The organism is Streptomyces sp. NBC_00210, assembly GCF_045160975.1.
Classification (GTDB): domain Bacteria; phylum Actinomycetota; class Actinomycetes; order Streptomycetales; family Streptomycetaceae; genus Streptomyces.
Map to the genome: position 1 here is coordinate 508,488 of NZ_CP108120.1, position 23,290 is coordinate 531,777.

Annotated in this window: 19 protein-coding genes and 1 pseudogene; 11 read left to right on the plus strand and 9 right to left on the minus strand. The window is 67.9% G+C overall.

What is annotated here, in order from left to right; genetic code table 11:
- Positions 1–323 precede the first annotated feature (323 nt).
- Positions 324–1,784 carry a M1 family metallopeptidase gene (locus tag OG729_RS02540; RefSeq protein ID WP_405803990.1) on the plus strand — a complete coding sequence of 487 codons (1,461 nt, stop codon included), beginning with the start codon at positions 324–326 and terminating at the stop codon, positions 1,782–1,784.
- Positions 1,785–1,823: 39 nt separating this feature from the next.
- Here OG729_RS02540 and OG729_RS02545 read toward each other — a convergent pair whose 3' ends face one another.
- The gene (locus OG729_RS02545) at positions 1,824–2,549 is read right to left on the minus strand and encodes a TetR/AcrR family transcriptional regulator (RefSeq protein WP_405803991.1); all 726 of its coding nucleotides are present in this window, start codon (positions 2,547–2,549) and stop codon (positions 1,824–1,826) included.
- 89 nt (positions 2,550–2,638) lie between these two features.
- Here OG729_RS02545 and OG729_RS02550 point away from each other — a divergent pair, with 89 nt between their 5' ends.
- A complete protein-coding gene (locus OG729_RS02550) occupies positions 2,639–3,235 on the plus strand; it encodes a hypothetical protein (protein WP_405803992.1) in 597 nt (198 codons plus the stop codon).
- Between the two features lie 651 nt (positions 3,236–3,886).
- On the plus strand, positions 3,887–4,105 hold the full coding sequence (locus OG729_RS02555; RefSeq protein WP_360864615.1) for a hypothetical protein: 219 nt from the start codon (positions 3,887–3,889) through the stop codon (positions 4,103–4,105).
- Positions 4,106–4,273: 168 nt separating this feature from the next.
- Here OG729_RS02555 and OG729_RS02560 read toward each other — a convergent pair whose 3' ends face one another.
- On the minus strand, positions 4,274–4,882 hold the full coding sequence (locus OG729_RS02560; RefSeq protein ID WP_405803994.1) for a rhomboid family intramembrane serine protease: 609 nt from the start codon (positions 4,880–4,882) through the stop codon (positions 4,274–4,276).
- A 257-nt stretch (positions 4,883–5,139) separates the two neighbouring features.
- Between OG729_RS02560 and nhaA the strand changes: the two genes are divergently transcribed.
- Complete coding sequence (nhaA, locus tag OG729_RS02565; RefSeq protein ID WP_405811016.1) at positions 5,140–6,972, plus strand: Na+/H+ antiporter NhaA; 1,833 nt, start codon at positions 5,140–5,142, stop codon at positions 6,970–6,972.
- A gap of 33 nt (positions 6,973–7,005) precedes the next feature.
- On the opposite strand, the gene OG729_RS02570 is transcribed toward nhaA, so the two are convergent.
- From OG729_RS02570 to OG729_RS02585, 4 genes are all read right to left on the minus strand, one after another.
- The gene (locus OG729_RS02570; protein ID WP_405803995.1) at positions 7,006–8,154 is read right to left on the minus strand and encodes a serine hydrolase domain-containing protein; all 1,149 of its coding nucleotides are present in this window, start codon (positions 8,152–8,154) and stop codon (positions 7,006–7,008) included.
- Between the two features lie 151 nt (positions 8,155–8,305).
- A complete protein-coding gene (locus tag OG729_RS02575; RefSeq protein WP_405803997.1) occupies positions 8,306–9,691 on the minus strand; it encodes an FAD-binding oxidoreductase in 1,386 nt (461 codons plus the stop codon).
- Between the two features lie 225 nt (positions 9,692–9,916).
- Positions 9,917–11,578, minus strand: a complete 1,662-nt coding sequence (locus tag OG729_RS02580; RefSeq protein ID WP_405811017.1) for a response regulator transcription factor — start codon at positions 11,576–11,578, stop codon at positions 9,917–9,919.
- 69 nt (positions 11,579–11,647) lie between these two features.
- The gene (locus OG729_RS02585; protein WP_405803999.1) at positions 11,648–12,292 is read right to left on the minus strand and encodes a TetR/AcrR family transcriptional regulator; all 645 of its coding nucleotides are present in this window, start codon (positions 12,290–12,292) and stop codon (positions 11,648–11,650) included.
- 131 nt (positions 12,293–12,423) lie between these two features.
- Between OG729_RS02585 and OG729_RS02590 the strand changes: the two are divergent.
- A pseudogene (locus OG729_RS02590) lies at positions 12,424–12,551 on the plus strand (alpha/beta hydrolase); the annotation flags it as partial.
- Between the two features lie 213 nt (positions 12,552–12,764).
- On the plus strand, positions 12,765–13,355 hold the full coding sequence (locus OG729_RS02595; protein WP_405811018.1) for a uridine kinase: 591 nt from the start codon (positions 12,765–12,767) through the stop codon (positions 13,353–13,355).
- A 113-nt stretch (positions 13,356–13,468) separates the two neighbouring features.
- Here OG729_RS02595 and OG729_RS02600 read toward each other — a convergent pair whose 3' ends face one another.
- Positions 13,469–13,999 (minus strand): CchlQ, encoded by a 531-nt coding sequence (locus OG729_RS02600; protein WP_405804001.1) that lies wholly within the window; start codon positions 13,997–13,999, stop codon positions 13,469–13,471.
- Between the two features lie 425 nt (positions 14,000–14,424).
- Here OG729_RS02600 and OG729_RS02605 point away from each other — a divergent pair, with 425 nt between their 5' ends.
- A complete protein-coding gene (locus OG729_RS02605; RefSeq protein WP_405804002.1) occupies positions 14,425–15,981 on the plus strand; it encodes a M4 family metallopeptidase in 1,557 nt (518 codons plus the stop codon).
- Positions 15,982–16,053: 72 nt separating this feature from the next.
- Here the strand turns inward: OG729_RS02605 and OG729_RS02610 are convergent, their stop codons facing one another.
- Positions 16,054–17,583: a nucleobase:cation symporter-2 family protein gene (locus tag OG729_RS02610; protein ID WP_360864637.1), complete on the minus strand. Its 1,530-nt coding sequence runs from the start codon at positions 17,581–17,583 to the stop codon at positions 16,054–16,056.
- A 463-nt stretch (positions 17,584–18,046) separates the two neighbouring features.
- Between OG729_RS02610 and OG729_RS02615 the strand changes: the two genes are divergently transcribed.
- From OG729_RS02615 to OG729_RS02630, 4 genes are all read left to right on the plus strand, one after another.
- Positions 18,047–18,475 carry a hypothetical protein gene (locus OG729_RS02615; protein ID WP_405804004.1) on the plus strand — a complete coding sequence of 143 codons (429 nt, stop codon included), beginning with the start codon at positions 18,047–18,049 and terminating at the stop codon, positions 18,473–18,475.
- A complete protein-coding gene (locus tag OG729_RS02620) occupies positions 18,472–18,702 on the plus strand; it encodes a helix-turn-helix transcriptional regulator (RefSeq protein WP_405811020.1) in 231 nt (76 codons plus the stop codon). Before OG729_RS02615 ends, OG729_RS02620 begins: the two co-directional genes overlap by 4 nt.
- Positions 18,699–19,667, plus strand: a complete 969-nt coding sequence (locus OG729_RS02625) for an NAD(P)-dependent alcohol dehydrogenase (protein ID WP_405804006.1) — start codon at positions 18,699–18,701, stop codon at positions 19,665–19,667. Before OG729_RS02620 ends, OG729_RS02625 begins: the two co-directional genes overlap by 4 nt.
- A 689-nt stretch (positions 19,668–20,356) precedes the next feature.
- Positions 20,357–22,009, plus strand: coding sequence for a DUF6895 family protein (locus tag OG729_RS02630; protein ID WP_405811021.1), 1,653 nt, complete (start codon positions 20,357–20,359; stop codon positions 22,007–22,009).
- A gap of 182 nt (positions 22,010–22,191) precedes the next feature.
- Here OG729_RS02630 and OG729_RS02635 read toward each other — a convergent pair whose 3' ends face one another.
- On the minus strand, positions 22,192–23,211 hold the full coding sequence (locus OG729_RS02635) for a zinc-dependent alcohol dehydrogenase family protein (protein WP_405804007.1): 1,020 nt from the start codon (positions 23,209–23,211) through the stop codon (positions 22,192–22,194).
- Positions 23,212–23,290 lie beyond the last annotated feature (79 nt).

A 23,290-nucleotide genomic window follows, 5' to 3' on the forward strand; every position in this document is an offset into this window, starting at 1 on the left:
CGTACTCGGCCAGTCGAGCCGACAGGGGTCAGGCGTTCGTCGCGGGCGTCCAGTGGCGGCCGCGCAGCCGACACCGGGCTCAGATAGACGTCAGGATCACGTCGTAACGTGACCGGGGAACGACGACAGCGGTGCGGTATCGCACGGTCTGGCTCCCCTCACTCGTCGAAGCGCGCGTTGTCGATGTTGTTGGCGCGCGAGACGACTGTAGTGAGCCGGGCTGCGCCCCACACCTGGTTTTCCGTCCTCGCGTGGCGCGAATGGGCGTGACTTGACCCGTTCAAGGGAGTTCTGGGGCGCAGGAGACCCATAAGCTGGCCCGAATGATCATCACCGAGCCCGGAGGAGCCTCTGTGACGCCATCCCCGCAGCAACCCGCTACGCGCCCAACCATCCATCGGCGAGGCGCCGTTGTCGCGGCAGGCCTCCCCATCGCCGTCGTGGCGATGCTCGCCACGGCAGCCGGGCCTGCGGCGGCCGCCACGGTGGGCTCGTCCGGTGTTGGGGACCCGTATTTTGTCCTGGCGGGCAACGGCGGCTACAACGTCCGCCATTACGACCTCACCCTCGGATACGACCCGAAAACCCGTCACCTCGAGGGACGGGCGGTCATCACAGCCCGGGCCACTCAGCGGCTGACCCGCTTCGACCTCGACCTGAAAGGGCTGAAGGTCACGAGCGTCACGGTCAACCATGCCAAGGCAGCCTTCCGCCGCGATGGACAGGAACTCGTGGTCACCCCGAGCAACGCCATACGCAAGGACCACGAGTTCCGTACCACCGTCACCTACGCGGGCACTCCCGGGCCCGTCACCGACCCGGACGGCTCCCTGGACGGGTGGATCCCCACCGACGACGGGGCCTTCGTAGCCGGGGAGCCGCAGGGCGCCATGACGTGGTTCCCCGCCAACAACCACCCGAAGGACAAGGCCTCCTACGACTTCGCAGTCACCGTCCCCGAGGGACGCACCGCCGTCGCCAACGGTGTCTTCCGGGGGCAGAAAACAGCCCACGGACGCACCACTTTCCGTTGGCGGCAGACCGAGCCGATGGCCGCATACCTCGCCACGGCGACGGTGGGCACGTTCAAGGTCGAGCAGTACACCGCCCCCGGCGGCATCAAGGTCTTCAACGCCGTCGATCCCCGCGAGGCGGCCGCCTCAGCGCCCGTGCTCAAGAAACTGCCGTCCGTCCTGGCGTGGGAGAGCAAGCTCTTCGGCCCCTACCCCTTCAAGGGCGCGGGAGCCATCGTGGACCGTGCCCCGCAGGCCGGATACGCACTGGAGACCCAGGCACGGCCGCTGTACGACCGGGCGCCGGACCTGAGCACCCTGGTCCACGAGAGCGCGCACCAGTGGTTCGGGGACTCGGTCTCCCTCACCACCTGGAAGGACATCTGGCTCAACGAGGGCTTCGCGACATACGCCGAGTGGCTCTACGAAGAGCAGCACGGCGGCAAGAGCGCACAGAAGACTTTCGACTCGCTGTACGCCGGCCCGGCGAACAGCGAGCTGTGGTCCTTCCCGCCCGCCAACCCCGGGAGCGGAGCGCACATCTTCGATGCGCCCGTCTACTCGCGCGGGGCCATGGCTCTGCACAAGCTGCGTACGACCGTCGGCGACAAGACGTTCTTCCGGATCCTGCGCACATGGGCGGCCGAGCACCGCAACGGGCACGGAACCACAGCGCAGTTCATCCGCCTGTCGGAGCGGCAGTCCGGCAAGGACCTCGACAAGTTGTTCCACACCTGGATCGGCACAAAGGGCAAGCCGTCCCACCCCTGAGCCGCCACCAGCACCACGGGATCTGCAGCGCCCGTCGGATCATCCGCGCAGCGGGTGGTCCGGCGGGTGCTGCTTCGCTTCCGAACTGCGCTGCACGGACAGTCCGTCGAGCACCCGGTCCAGGCCCCAGGTGAACTGTTCGGTGGTGATGAACCCCGCCATCACGTCGGCCGCCGATGCGGTGCGCGGATATCGGTCGGCAGGCACGGCCCGCAAGGCAGCCTGCCGCCGCAGGACACGCTGCTCTTCGGGGAGCACTGGACCGGGGCGGTCCAGCTCGGCGACCTCCAGGGCGATGGATCCCAGGCTGTGCACGATGAGCAGGTGCGAGGCCCTGGCGGCATCGTCGGGGCTGAGCCCGGCATCGGCCAGGATCGCGAGCAGCGTCTCAACGAGCGCAAGGGCGTTGGGGCCGTCCAGGGGCCCCGCGAGAAGCAGGTCGATCGCGCCGGGGCGGGCGATCAGCCGTGCTCTGAGATCGGCGGCCAGCGCGTGGATGCGCTCTCGCCAGGGCAGGTCCCGGTCGTCGAACGCGCCGTGGTCGACCTCGCCGAGGATTCGCTCGGCCAGGGCGCGGACCACACTGGCCTTGTCTGGGAAGTACGTATAGACGGCGTTGGGCGCCACGCCCACCCGGGCGGCGATCCCGCGTACCGACACAGAGTCGGCTCCGCGCGAGGCGAGCAGACTCAGGGCCGCCTCGAGGATCTGCTCCTCGTCGAGGGTCCGTCGCCTGCCCCGGACCCGCCTGACCTCAGCTGTCATATCGCGCTCCGTTTGTCGTGCCATCGATTGACGCTATTTTCTGGACGTCGTACATTAATTGTACGGAGTACAGAAATGAAGTGATTGCGATGCTCGCACACATCTCAGGCCCCACCTCTCCCCGCCTCGCCTGGGCACTCTGGACGGCCGGATTCCTTGCCTTCCCGATTGCCGGCCTGGCCGGCCGGGCAATCGTCGGGCATGTCGACAGCCTGGCTGCGGCACTGGTAGGCGGCGCTGTCACAGGACTCGTCATCGGCGCCGCCCAGGCACTGGTGGCTCACCCCCGGCTCGATCCGCGCCGCTGGATCCCCGCCACCGCCATCGGCATGGGGCTCGGTCTGGGGCTGGGCGCCGCTCTCGTCGGTTACGGCACCTCGCTCCCCGAACTGATCGGCATGGGCGCCGTCACCGGCCTGATCATGGGCGCCGCGCAAGCGTGGGCGCTGCCGAGCGCGGCCCGCCCCCGTTGGGCCTGGGCTGCCGCGATGCCGGCCCTGTGGGCCCTGGCCTGGACCGTCACGACCGTGTCCGGGATCGACGTCGAGGCGCAATACACGATTTTCGGCGTCACCGGCGCGCTGACCTTCTCGGCCCTGTCCGGCTTGCTGCTGTACGGACTACTGCGGCCCCGCACCCACGAGCGGCCGTCCGAGCAGACCGCCCCACGAGTCCTGATCGGGTGACCCAGCGACGGGCGCCCTTGCCGGGGCTGCCCGTCGCCGCGCGGGGGATCCTGGAACGGCACCTGACGTGAGCGGCCCGGACGACGCCGCCGACCGGCTGGTGATCCCAGAGCCTCCTCGAACGCATAAGCAGCCGGCCGCCTGCCGGAACTCCTTCCTTTACGACAGTGGACCGTCGAGGGCCGCCTCACCAAGGCCTGCGGAAAACGCTTCCAGGAGAGAGATGGCACGTGAACGAGGGCACCTCGTAACTAAATGCCGTTTTCGGTTCACCTATACATCGATAGGCAGAAGATATAGACATCTCATGCCATCTCACCTCACCGGATCTCCATGGAACAGTAAATGCAGATATGCCCTGTCGGGTCATGCGCAGGCTTTTTCGTCACCTACTGACTGGCGAAGAAACTGCACTTCAGAGCATGTTGTGGTGACGAAGTGTGTGCACCGAGAAGAAACGCGCAGTAAGTTGCCGGGCGGCCCGTCGGCGTGATTGCATCCTTCGAGTGCGGGAGTCGTAATTATTGGTGCCCGAATTATTGGTGCCCGATTCGGGAATCAGACGACCGTTGAACCGGCCGGGTTTGCTCTACCGTAAACCCGTCCGACACCAGTTCAGGAACCCCATAACATTGAAAGGAAGGGAAAGTCATGCGTCAGGACTTCAGCCCCGCGGTCGAGACCGGCGAGATTTCCGACAGCGAGCTGGACGGCATTTCCGGTGGTATCGCCAGCGCCGGTGCCGAAGCCGCCGGTAACGGCGCCTCCGTGAACGTCGGCGATGTCCTCGGGACTGCCCAGTCCCTCGCGCCCGCCCTGCCCGTTTCGCAGCTCTCCAGCCTCGTCACGGTGCAGACCACCGGCATCTGAAAGCGGCGTCTGCGACAAGGCGTTACGGCCCAGGAGCCTCACTCGACCCACCGGTCCATCGGAAGTCCGGCAGGTTGGCCAGAACCCCGGAACCTCAAGTTCCGGGGTTCGTGCATGGGCTCGCGCTGTCGCACCGGACAGCATCCAGCCGGAGCCGGACCCCTCGCCTCAAACGTCGGCGGGGCTGGACCTCCTGGCCCGGCGGCGGAAGACGAAAGCCGCCGCCACACCTGCGATCAGGCCGAAGAGATGGCCCTGCCAGCTGACCTCGGTGTTGCCCGGGGATATGCCGAGCAGGATCGTGCTGCCCCAGATCGCACCGACCAGCAGGCCCACGCCCACGTCCAGCAGCTTGCGGTCCACAAATCCGCGCATCACCAGATAGCCGAACAGGCCGAAGATCAGACCCGACGCACCCGCCGTGTTCGTGTTGGACGGGGATATCAGCCAGACGCCGAGCCCGTCCACCACGACGATCAACAGTGACACGGCCAGGAAGCGGCGGATGCCGCCGAGCGCGGCGAGGAAGCCGAAGACCAGCAGCGCGATGCTGTTGCCCGCGACGTGCCCGAAGCCGAAGTGGATGAAGGCCGCCGGGATGATGTCGGCCAGCTCGGCCGGCTCGCGCGACACGATTCCGTAGGCGTCGAGCGCATGGCCCGTTACCGCGTCGACCGCTTCGAGCACCCACAGCAGCGCCACCCAGCCGGCCATCAGCTTGGCCGCAGTCACGGCCCGGTCCGACCCGGGCCACTGCGTGACTTCTGTGCCTGCCATCCCATCCCCCTGCGCCGTGCCTATGCGTCCACCCCGGAAACGACCAGCGCACCTTACTCGGTTCCACGTCCGCCCCACCGGACGGGCTCCCTCGGCCTGGGTCGGTTGCAGCATGTCCGGTCGCAGCATGGGACGCCCCGGCCAACTCTCAAGCAGTGCGCGAGCAGGCTCGACCGCGGGATGCGGGAGAGAATCACCAGGTGACCGAACCTTCAGCGGCTCCCGGCCTGGGCGGGCAGACCGTTTGCGGCGACGACATGCGCACGCCGTGGCGCGCCTTCCTGCGGACCGAGACGGGCAGTGCCACGTTCCTGCTGGCCGCGGTGCTGGCGGCGCTTGCCTGGGCGAACATCGGGCCGGCTTCCTACGAAGCCTTCTGGGGCACGCACCTGTCGCTCGAGCTGGGTTCCCGCGGCGTGTCCCTCGACCTGCGCGACTGGGTCAACAACGGTCTGATGACTCTGTTCTTCTTTGTCGTCGGACTCGAAGCACGCCGAGAGTTCGACATGGGAGAGCTGCGGGAACGGCGCCGCGCGACTCTGCCGCTGCTCGTCGGTATCGCCGGCATGCTCGTACCGGTGGCCATCTTTCTCGGCATCAACAGCGGCCACGCCTCGGTGCACGGCTGGGGCGCCGCGATGTCCACGGACACCGCATTCGCCCTGGGCATGCTTGCCCTGCTCGGCTCGCGCCTGCCGGCGGCCCTGCGTGGCTTCCTCCTCACGGTCACCGTCGTCGACGACTTCGTCGCGCTCGGCGTCATCGCAGTCGCCTACAGCGACCGCATCGCCGTGGCCGCCCTGGTGGTTGCGCTGGGCCTCTTCGGCGTCATTGTGCTGCTGCGGGCCTCGGGCGTACGCCCCGGCCCTGTGTACGCAGTGCTCGCCGTCGCGACATGGACGGCGCTGCTGAAGTCCGGCGTCGACCCCGTCGTCACCGGCCTGGCCGTCGGGCTGCTCACCTACGCGTACCCTGCGGCCCGCAGCGACCTGGAGCGCGCGAGCAGCTTGTTCCGGCTGTTCCGTGAACAGCCGACACCGGAGCTCGAGCGCTCGGTACGGCAGGGACTGGCATCGGCCATCTCGCCGAACGAGCGGCTGCAGCGGATGTTCCACCCGTGGACCAGCTATGTGATCGTGCCGCTGTTCGCGCTGGCCAACACGGGCATCCCTATCAGCGCCGAGCGGCTGTCGAGCGCCGTGAACTCACCGGTCACTCTCGGCATCCTGCTCGGCCTCGTGCTGGGCAAGCCGATTGCGGTCCTGGGTACATCGTTGCTGGCGAGCCGGCTCAGCCACGGACGGGTGCGTCCGCCGGTCGGCTGGGGCGCGACGGCGGCCGGCGGCACCATCGCAGGCGTCGGATTCACCGTGTCCCTGCTGATCGCGACCCTCGCCTTCACCGGCGACCAGCTGGAACAGGCGAAGATCGGCATCCTTGGCGCGGTCGTCTGCGCCTTCGCGCTCACCTGGGTGGTCACGGCCGTGATCGGACTGCTGCCGCGCCGCACGCAGATTCGTGCGCTGCTGGGCGCGACGGAGGGCATCGTCGACCTGGCCGCGCCTGTCGACGCCGAACGCGATCACATCCGCGGGCGGTCGGACGCTCCGGTGACGATGGTCGAGTACGGCGACTTCGAATGCCCCTACTGCGGTCGGGCGGAACCGGTCGTCCGCGCTCTTCTCGCCGACTTCGGGGACGTCCGCTACGTCTGGCGGCATCTGCCGTTGACCGATGTCCACCCCCACGCTCAACTGGCCGCAGAAGCGGCCGAAGCCGCGGCCGCGCAGGGCGCGTTCTGGCAAATGCACGACCTCCTCCTCGAACGCCAGGACCCTCTGAAGGCATCCGACCTCGTCCGCTACGCGACGGAGATCGGCCTGGACGCACAGCGTTTCCAGCGCGACCTGCGACAGCGAATCGGCGCCGGGCGGGTGGCGGAGGACGTCGAATCCGCCGACCTCAGTGGCGTGTCCGGGACACCCACCTTCTTCATCAACGGACGGCGCCACCACGGCGCCTACGACATCGCCCACCTCACCGCCGCCGTACGAACGGCCCGTCAGCACGCCGCCGTCCGGCGGTCATAGTTCCGGAACTCCGGCCCCGCACCACGCCCTGCCTCAGACGCCGGCCGCGTACCGCCAGAAGTCCCGCATCAGCGCGGGGAAGGTAGGTCCGCCCATCTCCAGCTGGCTGAGCATGATGGTCACCGCGCCGGTGGACGGTGTGATGTGCGCTGTCGTGCCGGTGCCGCCGACCCATCCGTAGCGTCCCGGCACGCTCCACGGTTCGGCGGCCTCGACATCGACCGCGCCGCCGAAACCCCAGCCCATTCCCTCGAGGAACAAGCCGGCGGACTCACGCTCGGACGGGGTCAGCTGATTGGTGGTCATCTTCCGCACCGACTCGGGCATGAGCACCAGGCGGCCGCCGGCCGTCCCTTCGGCGAGCAGCATCCGGCCGAAGGCGAGCCAGTCGTCGACGGTCGATACCAGCCCGCCGGCGCCGCTCGGGAACGCCGGCGGGCTGCTCCACCGCCCGTCGGCGGCGTCGACCAGCTCAAGGCCGCCCTCGGGATCGGTCCGGTAGTAGCCGGTGAACCGGTCGAGCTTGGCGGCCGGTACCGCGAATGCCGTGTCGGCCATCCCGAGCGGCTCGAACAGCCGCTCCGCCAGGAACTCGGGCAGCGGACGCCCGGTGACCCTGGTGATCAGCACGCCCTGAAGGTCGGAGCTGAGGTTGTACAGCCAGCCGTCCCCCGGCTGGTGCAGCAGCGGAATGCGGGACAGCCTCGACATCCACTCGTCCGGCGCGGGGACGGTCTGCGGCTGCGGAGGTCCCTGCTTCAGCTCGCTGAACAGCGGTGCGACGGCGGGCAGCGAGAAGTCGGACGGAAAGCCGTACCCGGCACGGGAGCTGAGCAGATGGAACACGGTGATCGGCCGGACCGCCGGGACCACGTCGTCCACCGGCGCGGCCGGCGTACGGACGACGCTCGGTGATGCCAGCTCCGGCAGCCACTGCTCGACCGGGTCGTCCAGCGCGATCCGGCCGTCCTCGACCAGCATCATGACGGCCGCGGCGACGATGGGCTTGGTGATCGATGCGATGCGGAAGATCGAGTCCCTGGCCATCGGGGCGGTGCCCTCGACGTCCACGGATCCCACGGCCTCCACCTCGACCCGGTCACCGCGGGCCACCAGGCCCACTGCTCCGGGCACCGAGCCCTTGCTGACGTGCGTCTCCAGAGTGTCGCGCAGCTCGCCCATGGGTCCACCCTCTCAAGTGTGCGGTCTCAGGTAGGACCCCCGCCGCGCCGAAGAATCATCGGGCCGGTGTCGTCGAATCCAGAAAGGCCGAGCCTGAGGCACCCCGGCAGGGCGGCCCCTGCGCCGGGTCAGGTCGGGGGCGGGCTGCTTGTCAGGGCGCGATGTTGTGGTTCAGGCGGAACAGGTTGCCAGGGTCGTAGCGCTGTTTGATCGCCCTCAAGCGGTCGTAGTTCTGCCGGTAGTTGGCCCGGACGCGGTCCTGGTCGTCGTGGTCCATGAAGTTCACATAGCCACCCTCCAGCGAGTGGGGCTCGAGCGCCGCGGCGAAGGCGCGCGCCCAGCCGACGCTTGCCTCGCAGTCGGCGCGGGTGAGGAGGGTCGGGCTGAGTGCGGTGGCGAAGTCGGCGTCCCGGTAGGTGAATGCCGTCTCCTCGGGCCGCACCCTGTGGCACGCCCCGTCGATGGGGAACACCACCGTCGCGCTCTGGATGGTGGGCGTCGTGGCGCCGTATTCGACGTACGCGTCGATGGCTCCGTCCGGCAGGCCATGGCTGAAGGTTCCCTTCCAGTAGTGGAAGAGCCCAGCGGGGAGCAGTTCGTCGAAGAGGGTGTTGACCACCGGATAAGGCATGCGGTCGACGTACTGCCCCAGGATCGGTCCGAGGTCGGCGAGTTGGGCACGGATCCGGTCGTCCTCGTCCTCGGGGCCGCTCCAGCAGGTGACCACTCCGCAGAGCGGCCGCCCGTGCCAGTGCTCGGGCAGGAACGGCACCGGCGGGCCGAGCGCGACGACGAGCAGAGCGCCGAGCTTCTCGTCGGAATCGGCGATCAGTTGCCGGTATCGCCGCATCACGTCGCCGTCGAGCGGGTAGAACGTCGGCCCGCCGAGAATGTCGGCCACGGGGTGCAGCCGGTACTCGAAGGACGCGACGACCCCGAAGTTCCCGCCCCCGCCACGCACCGCCCACAGCAGATCGGAGTTGTGCTCCTGCGTGCAGGTCAGGAAGGATCCGTCGGCCGTGACCAGATCGACCGAGATCAGGTTGTCGCAGGCCAGCCCGCACCGCCGGGCCAGATACCCCATGCCTCCTCCGGTGGTCAGCCCGCCGATACCGGTACTGGACACGACCCCTCCCGTGGTGGCCAGGCCGAAGGCATGCGTGGCGTGGTTGAAATCCGCCCAGGTGCAGCCGCCCTCGGCCCGAGCCGTGGACGCCTCCGGGTCGACCCGGATGCCGCGCATGCGACCGAGGTCGAGCACGACGCCGCCGTCGCAGGTGCCGTAGCCCGGGACGCTGTGGCTGCCGCCGCGCACCGCCAGCAGCAGATTCTGCTCCCGGGCGAAGTCCACGGTGGCGACGATGTCGCCCACGTCGGCTGCCCGGACGATGATCGCCGGCCGCTTGTCGTGCATCGCGTTGTAGACCTTGCGGGCCTCGTCGTAGTCGGCGTCGCCGGGCTGGATGATCTCGCCGCGTACGGCTCCCTGCAGCCGCGCCAGCAGCCTGTCGTCGAGGGCTGATGTGTAGGTGGTCATGGCCGCCACCGGCTTTCCGCGATTCGTGGTTCCTGGGGTTCTCGGGGTTCTCGGGGTTCTCGGGATATTCGGGGAATGGGGACAGCACTGTTGTAGGCACCGGGCCGGGCGACTCTCATCGGCGGAACCGCCCATTTCGCCGAAGCGGGCATGGGCAGAACAGCCCATGGGCCGGATCGCGCACGGGATCACGTACGAGGGATCACGCGCGGCGCGGCCCCGGGATCACGCGAGCCCGTGTGTGTACGCGTACGCCGTGGCGGCCGCTCTCGAGGACACATCGAGCTTGGCGAAGATGTTGTTGAGGTGGCGGGCGACGGTGTGCTCGCTGATCACCAGCTCGGAGGCGATGGACCGGTTGGTTTGGCCTGCGGCCACGAGGCGCAGCACCTGGGCCTCCCGGTCGGTGAGTTCGCCGGGGAGCCGGTGGTGCACAGTGCTGAGCAGAGCCGCCGCCCGCCGCGCATCGGGCACTGCGCCGAGGCGCTCGAAGGCCGCGTGCGCGGCGTGGAGTTCCAGCCGTGCGCCTTCGTCGTCCCCCGCGGCACGGTCGGCGGCGGCGAGAGTCATCCGGACCCGCGCCGCCTCGTACGGAACTCCCAGCTCCAGCCACAGTGACAGCGCCCGGCGCAGCAGCGGCAGCGAATGCCCGAGGTCACGGTCGGCGAATGCCACCGCGCCGCCCGCGGCGGCCGCGATCGCATGCAGCAAGGTGGTCTCGGACTCGCGCCGCTGCTGCCACTCGCGAGCGGTCGACTCCAGTTCGTCCGCCGCCGTACGGGCCTGGTCGAGCTGTCCGAGGGCGAGCGAGGTCTCCACCTGAGCCGCGAGCAGCCGACAGCGCCCGAGGCGGCCGGCTGCGCCCCCGCCACCCCCACCGGCCTCGGCCGCCACCGCGAGCCGCAGGGCAACGGCCGAGGAGTCAGCCCTGCCCTGGGCCAGGCCCAGCAGCGCAAGGCCCGGCTGCGGGTCACGGCCGAGCTCGTGCGCACGGCCGTACGACGCCTCGGCCGCCGCCAGATCGCCGCGCCGTCGCTGGATGTCTCCGGTCAGGTAGAACGCCTCGGCGGCGATCCGGGCCTCGTAGGGCAGCAGCTCCCTGCAGGTCATGGCCGCCTCGGTCTCGGCCCGGGACCATTCACCGCGCAGCTCGAGCACCTCCACCCGGTGGACCCGGCACAGCCCCCGGAAGTTGTTCTCATCGGGCATCGACGCGCACCAGGTCATGGCAGCGTCGGTCCACTCGACGGCTCGTTCCAGGTCGGCGCAGGCCATGCACTTCTGGAGGCCGAGGCAGTAGGTCCACCCGGTGAAGAACGAGCTGAGCTCGCCCGCCATGGCCGAGCACATGGCGTCGTCGAGCAGTTCGAGCCCGCCGACGATCCGCCCCTGGGAAAGTAGTACGCCCGCCTGCGCCTGGGTGCTCATGGCGAGGAGATCCGGGCTGCTGCAGCGCCGCGCAATGTCGGCCATCCGGCGGGCACAGCTCATGGCCTCGTCGAACGCGCCACGCTGCTGTGCCTCCTCTGCCTCGACCCAGGCGAGATAGCACTGCTCGACACACTCGGGCTCGCCGCTGAGGTGCTGCCGCGCCCGGCGCAGCCAGCCGGCGGCCGCGGCCGTACGTCCCGCGAGCTGATACTCGTAGAAGAGCATCCAGGCGCTGAATCCGGCCTGCCGGGCGGCGCCTGCCGCCACATAGCCGGAGTAGGCCTTGGTGCGCGCTGCGATCGACTCCTCGATGCGGCTGGTCCACCAGGCGGCGTCGGCGAGTGCAGCGAAGTCGTCCGGGGTCGTACGGTCGTTGCCGAGGCCGCGCAAGGCGGCGTAGGCATCGGCCCACGCCTCGCGGGCGACGGCATCCCTTGCCTGCTCGCTGTGGGTCATCTGCTCAGCCACCGCGGCTCCCTTCTCGCGCTCCGCGAGCGGCATCCCCCTCACCAGGATAGGAGCGGGCTACCCTCGAGGCCGTTCGACAGGTTCGCAGTCGCTTCGCCCGCCGTCCTGGAAGATCCGGTCCAAGTGATGGTCCAGGACCGCGGCGGCGGTCTCCGGGCCGCGCCGGCCGACCAGGATGCTGGTGCCGAGTCCGGCAGACATGGCGAGCAGGCTGATCGCCTCCAGTCGCGCATCCATACAGGGCCGGGTGAGGTGCGCCTCCTTCGCCTGCAGGAGCAGGTCGGTTACGGCGTCCTCGGCGGCGTCGGGGTTCTTGATGAAGGGCTGGGCGGCGAGCGCCTCGTCCGTCACGGCCAGAACGGCGTACGAGGTATAGACGAGGTGGAAGGTGCGACTCTCTTCGTCGGTCGGCAACGACGCCTTCAGCAGCGCCTCGATCATCGCGCGCGGCCCCGGGTCGTCCCCGGCGGCCCGGACCCGGGCGGCGACCCGCTCGCTGAATCCGCCGGCCAGCTGTTGCAGCCCGTAGAGCAGCAAATTCTCCTTGGTCTGGAAGTAGTACTGCACCAATCGCAGTGACACCCCTGCCTCTGCGGCCACATCGCGCATCCCCACGGCATGCAGCCCGCGCCGCCCGGCGACCCGGACGAGTGCCTCGGCGATCTGGGTGCGCCGTTCATCGTGGTCCACGCGCTTGGGCATCTGCCGTGTCTCCGCTCGTCCGTCCCTCTGCTCCGGGCTCTTGCCAGGCCATGTTGATGGTACGACCGTACCATCAACATGGTACGGTCGTATCACGAAGATCGGATGCCCCCGGAGGTGGCCCAGCGCGCCCGAGACCAGTGCGCCCGCGCCTGGCGGCCTGGTTGGAGCAGCCGGTCCTCGTCGTGCCGGAGCTGCGCACGATGATCAGGTCCGGCGTCCGCCCCACCGCATACGCCGCCCGGCTCCAGTTCCGGTCCCGGTCCCGATCCCGGTCAATGGCGTTTTGTGGTGTCGCTCCGCAACAGCGGGCTCCAGCAAGGAGGTACACATCGTGCGATCACGGCACGCAGACGTGCATCATTCGGGTTCTACGTGGCAACAGCCTTCTCCTCCGGCTGCCTCCAGTGCGCGCAGTGCGCTGGTCGACGAGATCGCGAAACGCCTCCTGACTGTCGGCGAGGGACGCCTATTGGCAGCCATCGACGGTTTCACCGCGGCGGGCAAGACGAGCTTCGGGCACGAACTGGCCGAGAAGATAAGCGGCGAGGGGCGGCAAGTGCTCCGGGCGACCCTCGACGACTTCAAGAAGCCGTGGAAAGACCGGCACCTGTACGACCGGGAATCAGGCGAGGGCTACTACCGCAACGCGTACGACTACGACGTGCTGAAGCGGCTGCTCCTTGAGCCGTGCCGGGCCCAGGAGGCAACGTCCGCCGTCCTGTGCAGCATTGACCCGCTGACCCAGCGCGACCTTTCTGCGGATGCGGTGCCGCTTGCTCCGGACGCGGTGCTGATCGTGGATGGTGTCTTCGCCTTCCGGCCGGAGATCGACGAGTACTGGGACTTCCGGATCTGGCTGGAGATCGACGCGGAGCTGTCCGTTCAGCGAGGCGCCCTGCGGGATCAGGATTGGGCCGGCTCCGAAGCGGAGTCGATTCACCGCAACCGCTATCTGGCGGCGGAACGCATCTATCTGGAGGAAGTCGACCCCGTTGGGAGGGCGGACGTCGTCATCGACAATGCGACGTTCGCCGGCCCGCGCATCGTGCGGTCCTCGTGACCGCCTCGCATGTGACGTTGTAGCTGTTGTGCGCGCCGGCCACGGCGGGGCGTCCCCGCCGTGGCCGGCCACGATCTTGTCGATTGGGCAACGTCCCGGCGGGAGCCTGTCGTTCACGTTCCGGTGACGGCGGTCCCCTGGCATATCGGGCATCTGTCCTTGCCGTCCCACCCGTCCCATCCGAAGACCGCGGGCGAGAGAGGCTTTCCCTCCAACTCATTGCGCACTGCGACCCGATAGGCCCAGACCGTGCCGAGGTAGGGGTGGTAGGCATCGTGGAAGGCGGGTGATGTCAGTGTCGCGCCTGCCGCAACCGCGTGTTGAAGAGCGCGGAGCTGCTCGAACATCGCCTGCCCGGCACTGGCGACGGCGGCGGTCGCGTCGATGAACAGCCGTTCGCGCACTTCGTAGATCGCGGCATCGCTCAGTGCCGCACGGCTGGCCGTGTCCAGGCAGGCTTCGGCGTCGGGGACCTCGGCGATCTGGCGCAACCGAGCGTGGCACGCCCCCGCGGCGGTGATGAACTCGATGTACACCGCGCGCCGCCGGGCCCCAACTCCACGGTCCTCTTCCTGGCGATGGCGCAGGCGATCAGCCAGAACCGTGCCGGAAATGGCGAGAGAGCCACCGCTCACCGCCGCCACGAGCGTCCCCCAGTCCACGTCTTCCCCCAGCAGTGATCACAACGTCAAAGGCTGGAATCTACGCGTGACTTCGCTCGAAGGACAGTGGTCGGGCTCCACGTGGGGCCCGTAACCGGCCGCGCCAACTCCCTGCCCCTGCAAGCCGCTCGCGTCGACCGCACATACCACTGGGGCGCAACGGACGCGGGTTGCGCGGCGCTCGGCCACCCGGTGATCCACCACCGCGAGTTCCGCCTACTCCCCTGCCCCTGAGCCGAGTTGACCAAGTCTCGGGAGTTCGCCGGTAAGCGGACAACGGCGACTTCCATTCGGACAAGAACTGGTCAAAAGGTTGTGAGGTAATTGTCGACACCCCGTCAATTTCTGTCATTCGATGACACGCTCGGCAGCGATCATCCCCCCACAGATCGAGCGACGGAGATCGCATGACCCTCCACAAGAACACCCTGCGCGCCGCTGCCCTCGCGGCCACGGCCGCCATGGTCGTCGTCGGCGTGCAGACCGCTTCCGCGACCACCGCACCCGACCGGGCGGACGGCCCCACCCCCGCCCCGACGGGCGTGTCCGCGCGTGCCGCTGCCATCAAGTCCGCTCAGGCCGAGGCCACTTCGGCCGCCGCGGGGCTCGGACTCGGCGCCAAGGAGAAGCTGGTCGTCCGTGACGTCATCACGGACGCCGACGGCACGGTGCACACCCGCTACGAGCGCACCTATGCCGGACTGCCCGTCCTCGGCGGTGACCTCGTCACGCACACCGCCAAGAACGGCAGTCTCAAGGGCGTGGACAAGGCGAACGACGCACGGATATCGGTGGCGAGCACCGATGCCGTACTCAAAGCCGCGCTCGGCGCCCGCAAGGTGATCTGGGCGGGCGACGGCAAGCCCGTCCTCGCCTTCGAGACGGTCAGGACCGGTGTGCAGAAGGACGGTACGCCCAGCAAGCTGCACATCATCACGGACGCCACCACGGGCAAGAAGCTGCACCAGTACGAGGGGATCGAGACCGGCACCGGCGCCAGCCAGTACAGCGGCGAGGTCCCCCTGTCCACCACCAAGGCCGGCTCCGGCTTCGAGCTCACCGACGGCGAGCGCGGCGGCCACAAGGCGTACGACCTCAACCAGGGCCAGAGCGGCACCGGCAAGCTGTTCACGGACGATGACGACAAGTGGGGCAGCGGCACCAACGACAACCGGCAGACCGCCGGCGTCGACGCGGCCTACGGCGCCGCCACGACCTGGGACTTCTACAAGACCGAGCTCGGCCGCAATGGCATCGCGGGCGACGGCAAAGCCGCGTACTCCCGGGTCCACTACGGTCAGTCGTACGTCAACGCCTTCTGGGACGACAGCTGCTTCTGCATGACGTACGGCGACGGCGAGGGCGACAAGAAGTCCCTCACGGAGCTCGACGTGGCGGGCCACGAGATGAGCCACGGCCTGACCTCCCGTACCGCGGGCCTCGAGTACAGCGGCGAGTCAGGCGGTCTCAACGAGGCGACCAGCGACATCTTCGGCACGTCGGTCGAGTTCTTCGCCAACAACAAGAAGGACGTCGGCGACTACCTCATCGGCGAAGAGATCGACATCAGGGGCGACGGCACGCCGCTGCGTTACATGGACAAGCCCAGCAAGGACGGGCAATCCCTGGACGCCTGGAAGGCCGACGCCGGCAACGCGGACGTCCACCACTCATCCGGCATCGCGAACCACTTCTTCTACCTGCTGTCCGAGGGCAGCGGCAAGAAGACGATCAACGGGGTCGACTACGACTCACCGACCTCGGACGGCTCGACGATCACCGGGATCGGCCGCGAGAAGGCCTACAAGATCTGGTACAAGGCGCTCACCACGTACATGACCTCGACGACCGACTTCAAGGCTGCCCGTGAGGCGACCGTGAAGGCGGCCAACGACCTGTACGGCGCGGACGGCACGGAGGCGAAGACGGTCGCCGCGGCCTGGGGTGCGGTCAACGTGAAGTAACCGCTCCTCGCCCAGCGCTTCGCCGTACGTGCAGATGACCGCCGGGCCCGCGAGCGGGCCCGGCGGCAGTCCTCAGGCGCCGTCCGGCTCCTCCGCCAGCCGCCCCGACGCACCAGCGGGGGCACTGCTCGCCGGGGCACTCTGAGCCGCTACCCCGGCGGGGGCAGGAGCGGGGTCAGCCGCTGCGGCGTCCGCCGGGTCCACACCCGCCACCACGCTGCCGGCCACGCCCGGCTCACTCTCCGGTTCCTTCCGGCCGAGGCCGTTGAGGAGCAGGTTCAGCAGGATCGCGGTGCTCGCGCCGAGCGTGACGCCGCTGTTCAGCAGCGAGGAGAGGTCCGCGTTCATGTGGTCCTTGAACAGCACCGGGACGGTGGAGGGCAGCAGGGCCACGGCCAGCGAGACGCCCACCACAAGGGCGTTCTTCTCCTCCTTGAGATCCACCTTGGCCAGGGTCTGGATACCGGCCAGCGCAACCATCGCGAACATCACGGTCGCGGCGCCACCGAGCACCGGGTGCGGAACCGAGGCGACCGCCGCGGCGGCCTTCGGCAGCATGCCCAGCACGATCATGAAGACACCGGCCGCCACGACCACGAAGCGGCTCTTCACCTTCGTCATCCGCACCAGGCCGACGTTCTCGGCGAAGGCCACGTACGGGAAGGAGTTGAGCACACCGCCCAGGGCGGTCGCGGCGCCATCGGCGCGCAGGGCGCGGGCCACGGTCTCGCCGTCGATCTTCTTGCCGACGATGTCGCCGATGGCGTACGTGTCACCGGTGGTCTCCACCATGGTGATCAGCATGACGATCAGCATCAGCAGGATCGGGAACCACTGGAACTGCGGGGCGCCGAAGTGGAACGGCGTTATGACACCCAGCCAGTTCGCCTTGCCGACGTCCGCGAAGCTCGCGTCGCCCAGCAGGAAGGCGACCGCGGTGCCGGCCACCAGCCCGAGCAGGATGGCGATGCTGGACAGGAACGGCCGGCCGAGCTTCATCAGCACCAGAATGAAGACCATGGTGCCGCCCGCATAGGCGAAGTTCTTCGGATCGCCGAAGTGCGGGCTGCCCACACCGCCCGCCGCGTCGTTCAGCCCCACCGGGATGAGGACCAGCCCGAGGACGGTGATCACCGTGCCGGTGACCACCGGCGGGAAGAGCCTCAGCACCGCCCTGAAGGCCGGAGCGGGGAGCCAGGCGAAGGCGAACGTCGCGAGACCCGCAGTGATCACCGCGCCGTAGATGACCAGCAGTGCGGCCGTGCCGCCGCCGGCGCCGAGACCGATGGCGATCATCGGGGAGACCGCGGTGAAGGTGACTCCTTGGATCAGCGGCAGCCGCGAGCCGATCCGGCCGATGCCGAACGCCTGGATGATCGACGCGATACCGCAGGTGAACAGGTCCGCGTTGATCAGGTAGACGAGCTGTTCGCGGCTGAGCCCGAGGGCCCCGCCAACGATGATGGGGACGATCACGGCACCGGCGTAGAACGCCAGGACGTGCTGGAAACCGTAGAGTGCCAGTTTCGGGAGGGGGAGCACCTCGTCGACCGGGTGCTCGCTCTGCTTTCCGGCAGCGGAAAGCCAAGCGACTCGTGCCATCTCCGCCTTGCCCTTCAAGAGGTAGGTAGTGAGAGGAAGCTCTGGTTATCCCTGGCGCGACGACGATGGCGCACCCTGGTTTCAGCCAGTCGCATGGGGATCGAAGCTTCGCGGTGTCTCCGCCGGCCCTTCGTCCTGTTGAACGCATATCCAACGCCAGACGGTAACTCGGCGAACATCGTAGACTCCTCCAAAGAAGAGCCCGCCTATGGGGGCTCCATCTGGCCAAACCTCCAAGGCCAGGCCGACTGCCCTGGACCTGGACAGCACCAAGTGTCCCTGAGGTGGGGCTACTTCAGGCCACGTGCGTACGTTCACACGAGTGAGATGACGAGCCTTCCCGGGCCCCGGTTGTCCGGCAGAACGGGCACATGGCCGTACCACTGAAGTCAAGAATCCTTGACATGGGGTCTATGACTCCTTACATTCACCCATGTCAAATATCTTTTACATAGGAGCAGGCGTGTCGTTCGAAGAGAAGCGCACGTGGATCATGGCGGTGGTCACGGTCGGGGCCTATGCGACCTACCTCGCCATCATCCTCGGGCGAGCGGGGAGCACCCCCCTCACCGAGGTGCCGTACGTCTCGACACTGCTGTGGACGATCGGCGCCGCGATCGCGGTGTCGATCGTGCTCCACATCGTGATGGCCATCGCCTCGCCCAAGGACGCCGACAAGAAGGACCAGCGCGACAGGGAGATCGGCAGGTTCGGCGAGTACATCGGCCAGTCCTTCGTCGTCATCGGCGGCGTGGCGGCACTCGGCATGGCGATGGCAGAGCTGAACCACTTCTGGATCGCCAACGCGATCTACCTGGCGTTCGTCCTGTCGTCGGTCCTTGGCTGCGTGGCAAAGCTCGTCGCCTACCGCCGAGGCTTTCAGCCGTGGTGAGGCCGACGAGAGTCACCAACTCGATCCGAGCCCTCCGATTCGCGAGCAAGGAGATGACGCAGGCGCAGCTGGCGGATCGCATCGGCGTGACCCGCCAGACCGTCATCGCCATCGAGAAGGGCCGCTACTCGCCCTCCCTCGAGATGGCCTTTCAGATCGCCCGGGTGTTCAACGTCCCGCTCGACACCGTGTTCCAGTACACGGAAATTGAAGGAGAGACACCATGAAGGCCATCGTCCAGGACGTGTACGGCTCAACCGATGTGCTGGAACTCAGGGACATCGACCCGCCGACGGTCGGGGACGGTGACGTGCTTGTACGGGTACACGCGGCCGGCCTCGATGCGGGCGTTTGGCATCTGATGACGGGCCTGCCCTACCTGCTTCGTCTCGGGGGCTTTGGTCTCCGCGCACCCAAGAACGGTGTGCGGGGCCTGGATGTGGCCGGGCGCGTTGAAGCGGTCGGCAGAAAAGTGACCCGGTTCCAGGTGGGTGATGAGGTCTTCGGCGCTTGCGACGGCTCCTTCGCCGAGTACGCGTGCGCTCGGGACGACCGGCTTGCTCCGAAGCCGGAGAACCTCACCTTTGAACAGGCGGCGGCAGTCCCCATCTCCGCTTTCACCGCCCTCCAGGCGGTACGCGACAAGGGGCGGGTTCAGGCAGGGCAGAAGGTCCTCGTCATCGGTGCGGCCGGAGGTGTGGGGACGTTCACGGTGCAGCTGGCCAAGATGTTCGGAGCGGACGTCACGGGCGTGTGCAGTACGACGAAAGCGGATCTGGTCCGTTCGATCGGTGCGGACGACACCATCGACTACACCCGCGAGGACTTCGCGGACGGGACGCGCCGCTATGACGTCATCCTCGACATCGCGGGCAACCGCTCGTTGTCACACCTCCGGCGTGCGCTCGCCCCGGCGGGAACGCTCGTCATCGTCGGCGGCGAGGGAGGACGGTGGCTCGGCGGCACCGACCGCCTGATCCGGGCATTTCTGCTGTCACCGTTCACACGCCAGAAGCTGCTCGGGCTGATCTCGGCGGAGCGCCAGGAGGACCTGCAGCTCCTGAAGGAGCTCATCGAGGCCGGCAAGATCACGCCGGTCATCGACAGAACGTACCCGCTGAGCGAGGTCCCCGAGGCGATCGGGCATCTGCGCAGCGGCCACGTACGCGGCAAGGTCGTCATCACCGTGTGAGGCAGGGCCGCGCATTGGCTCGCCGACCGGGCCTCCCTGCCCAGACGGCCCCGTACTCCCGAAGCTGCCGCGAAGTGACAAGTAGCTGAACGTGATGGCTAGACCGTGGCTGTCTGCTCGTCGTGTATCTCGTAACTTCAACCGAAACGGCGGGGTTGGCGCATGGCGCAGACCCGAGGCCGCAGCCTGTGGACCTGGCCGCTCCGTCACCACCGCCTTCGAGGCAGAGTCGATTTTGCGTACAGGCCCCGAAGATCATTTTGGATGAAGGGAACATTACCCTTCGGGGTGGTTTAGCTTCGGCTTACCAAGCGGTGACCGGGAAACGTGATTGGGGTATTTCTCTGTTCAGGCGCGCCTAGTGTCAGAGGCCTTCTTCCTGGCGATACCACTCTTAACTGTCCGACTGGACCAAGGAGTTCTGAAATGTCAGGAAGGTGCCCTCCACCTGTTGATGCGCGAAAGGCTCTGGATTTCCTGAGGGCGAGTGGTCTGGTTGATCTCTCGCTCCCTCTGGAGCAAGTCGTGGCTCAGATCAGCCAGCTTGATGACGTCGCGGGTTACGTACTCGCATGGGAGAAGTACGTTCTCGTTGTCGCGGCGGCGGATGAACGCGAAGGCGCAGGAAGCTGACTCTGTGCCGTAAGGGCGCAGACGACTGCCGGGAGGCGGAGTATCTGATGGACGTGATGCAACCCGGCCAGTGGTCAGCGGCAAGGCGCGCAGTGGAAACCCGGGCGGTTGCCTGGCTCGCTGCGCGCCGAGCGTTGACCGACCCCAGCTCTGCCCACTCGGACAGGGTTATGTTTACTCGCAAAGCCCTGCTTGAGACCGCGTTTCTGGTCGGGCTCCGCGCCCGGCTCGACCCGGATCCTCTCGACGGTGACTACGCGTTGCTCATGCGGCAAGTCCAAGACATCACTTCCCGCCCGTCATACCGCGAGCTCATCGCCAGAGATGAAGCCGCTCTGCTTCTCTACGCAGGCACGTATGCGGCACTCAGGCTGTGCGGGCATGATGACCCGCAGTTCCGTCACATCATCCAACAAGCCTCTGCAGGCGGATACGCAACAGTATTCGAGCGGATTCCGTACCGGCAGCTCGATCTTCTCCACACACTGGAGATGTGTCAGATCGGGAATTCCCTGCCGACGGTGGACCAGGTTCTTCCACTCACGCTGCTCTGTAATCGCCCGAACGTCACCAAACTCGCAGACCGTGACATCTACGCCATCACGCACACAGTCTTCTACGCCACCGATTTCGGCCTACGGGAACCCCGGTGGCCAGTTGGAACCGGCCTGGGCGAGATCGTGGAACTTCTCGAAGCGCTTCTGGTGCTCACCCGCGCCCGCAAGGACGCGGACCTGGTCGGAGAAGTACTCTGCTGCCTGCTCTGTCTGGGAGTGAAGGAAGCCGACTCAGTGGGCCAGGCGTGGGATTTCCTGGCCTCAGTCCAGGAGAAGGACGGGCGGGTCAACGGACCACCTGGCATCGTTCACACGCAGATCACTGAAGGCGACAGCGATTACCAATCGTGGGCTACTGGATACCACACCACTATCGTCGCAGCGCTGGCCGGGATCCTGCACCGCAGCCCCCGCACATGTAACCCCCAACGTGCAGTAGCGCCGCCCGGACCCTGCACGGTCCCGACCGACACGATCCATCGCGCAGTGGAATGGCTATGCCGTACCAGCGTGCACCACCCCCCTGAGACAGGACTTCCCGCTGCCGCTGCCAGCGCCTACGGAGCCACCGCCATCGGAGACCCACGACTTGCCCGGCCCGCACTCGTCCACTTCGCCACTGAGCTGACAAACGCGGACCAGGGCCTATGGCAGAAACACGGGATGGAAATTGTCGGAGAGTTCGCAGCCGGTCTCCGCACACTCGGCATCACCTGCCCCTCACTCGACAGATTCCTCAAAGCAATCTCAGACATCATCAGCTCTCTCACCGAAGTACCCCCGCAAGCCGCAGCAAACGTGCACCGGCTCACCGGACTTGGCCTGCTCGCCCCCGAACGAGCCACGGCACTCACCGCCCGGAAAACCCCTCAGTCCAATTCCCCAGAGCAAAACGCATCCCTGCTGCCCGGCCTCATCAAAACCTACGACCTGAGCCGCATCGCCAGTGTCGTCCGCGACCTCGTCACAGCCGGATGGGGCGAGCACAGAATCACCCGGGACGCCGTGGCATTCCTCACCGCTCAGCAAAACCCAAACGGCGCATTCGGATACCCAGCCCGCGACGACCTCGCTACCCGCGACCGAGCCCAGCTGTCCTGGACACAGAGCATTGTCACCGCCCTCGCAGAACTCGGGAATTTCAACAGTTGACACTCTTCGTAACGTGGTTGCCGAATGCCGGTACCGTGCCCCGGGAACGCAGGATCCTCATCGGAGATGATGTAGTCGGATCGTCTGCGAGGGAATGGAGAGCGGCGGCGGCATCCAGCCCGAGCAGGATGCCCTCCTTGGCGCGCACCTTCCCCGGGCAACGCATACTGACGGCCGTGCGGTCACTCTGTGACGAGCACGGCCACCCCGGTGATCCGTCCGGCCGCCAGATCCACGAGGGCCCGGTCGGCCTGCCTCATCGGATAGAGCGTGACCCGCACCGTGGGCCGTGTCCGGGCCACTTCGGCGAGGAAGGCACGGCCGTCGTCGCGGGTGTTGGCGGTGACGCTGCGTACGGTCCGCTCCTGGAACAGATGGCGCGCGTAGTCGAGCGGCGGTATGTCGCTCAGGTGGATCCCGGCGATCGCAAGTGTGCCGCCGCGGTCCAGCGCGGCCAATGCCGCCGGCACCAGCGTGCCGACCGGTGCGAACAAGATCGCAGCGTCCAGCGGCTGCGGGAGTTCACCGGCTCCCGCGGACGCCGCCCCCAGCTCCAGCGCCAACTGCTGCGCCTGCGGCGACCGGGTCACGACATGGACCTCGGCACCCCGGGCGATGGCGACTTGGGCGGTCAGATGCGCGGAAGCCCCGAACCCGTAGATGCCGAGCCGTCCGCCGGAGGGGAGTTCGGCTCGCTGCAGTGCCCGGTAGCCGATGATTCCCGCGCAGAGCAGCGGCGCGGCCTCCTCCTCGCTCCACCCTTCCGGCAGGCGGTAGGCGAATCGGGCGTCCACGACGACATGGTCGGCGAATCCGCCGTGGATGTCCCAGCCGGTGTAGCGGGAGTCGGGGCACAGGTTCTCCCGGCCGGTACGGCAGTAGCGGCACTGCCCGCAGGTTCCCGCCAGCCAGGCGGCCCCCGCCCGGTCACCGACGCGGAATTGCTCGACAGCGGGCCCGGTGGCGATCACCTCGCCGACGACCTCGTGGCCCGGCGAACAGCGTGCCTTGCGGGGTGCCAGGTCGCCCTCGGCCAGATGCAGGTCGGTCCGGCACACCCCGCAGGTGCGCACGCGCAACAGCAGCTCGCCCCGGCCGGGCGCCGGCAGCGGGCGCTCCACCAGCCGCAGTGGGCCTGACGTGATCGGACCCGGGCGCTCGACCACCCAGGCGGACGTCGTCGCGGGGATCGGCTGCGCCACCGTCGCCTCCTCTCCGCTCCGGCAGATTGCCTGCTCCCGGCCAGGAGCGTGGAGCTGTGCCCGAACCCAGGATGCCCCC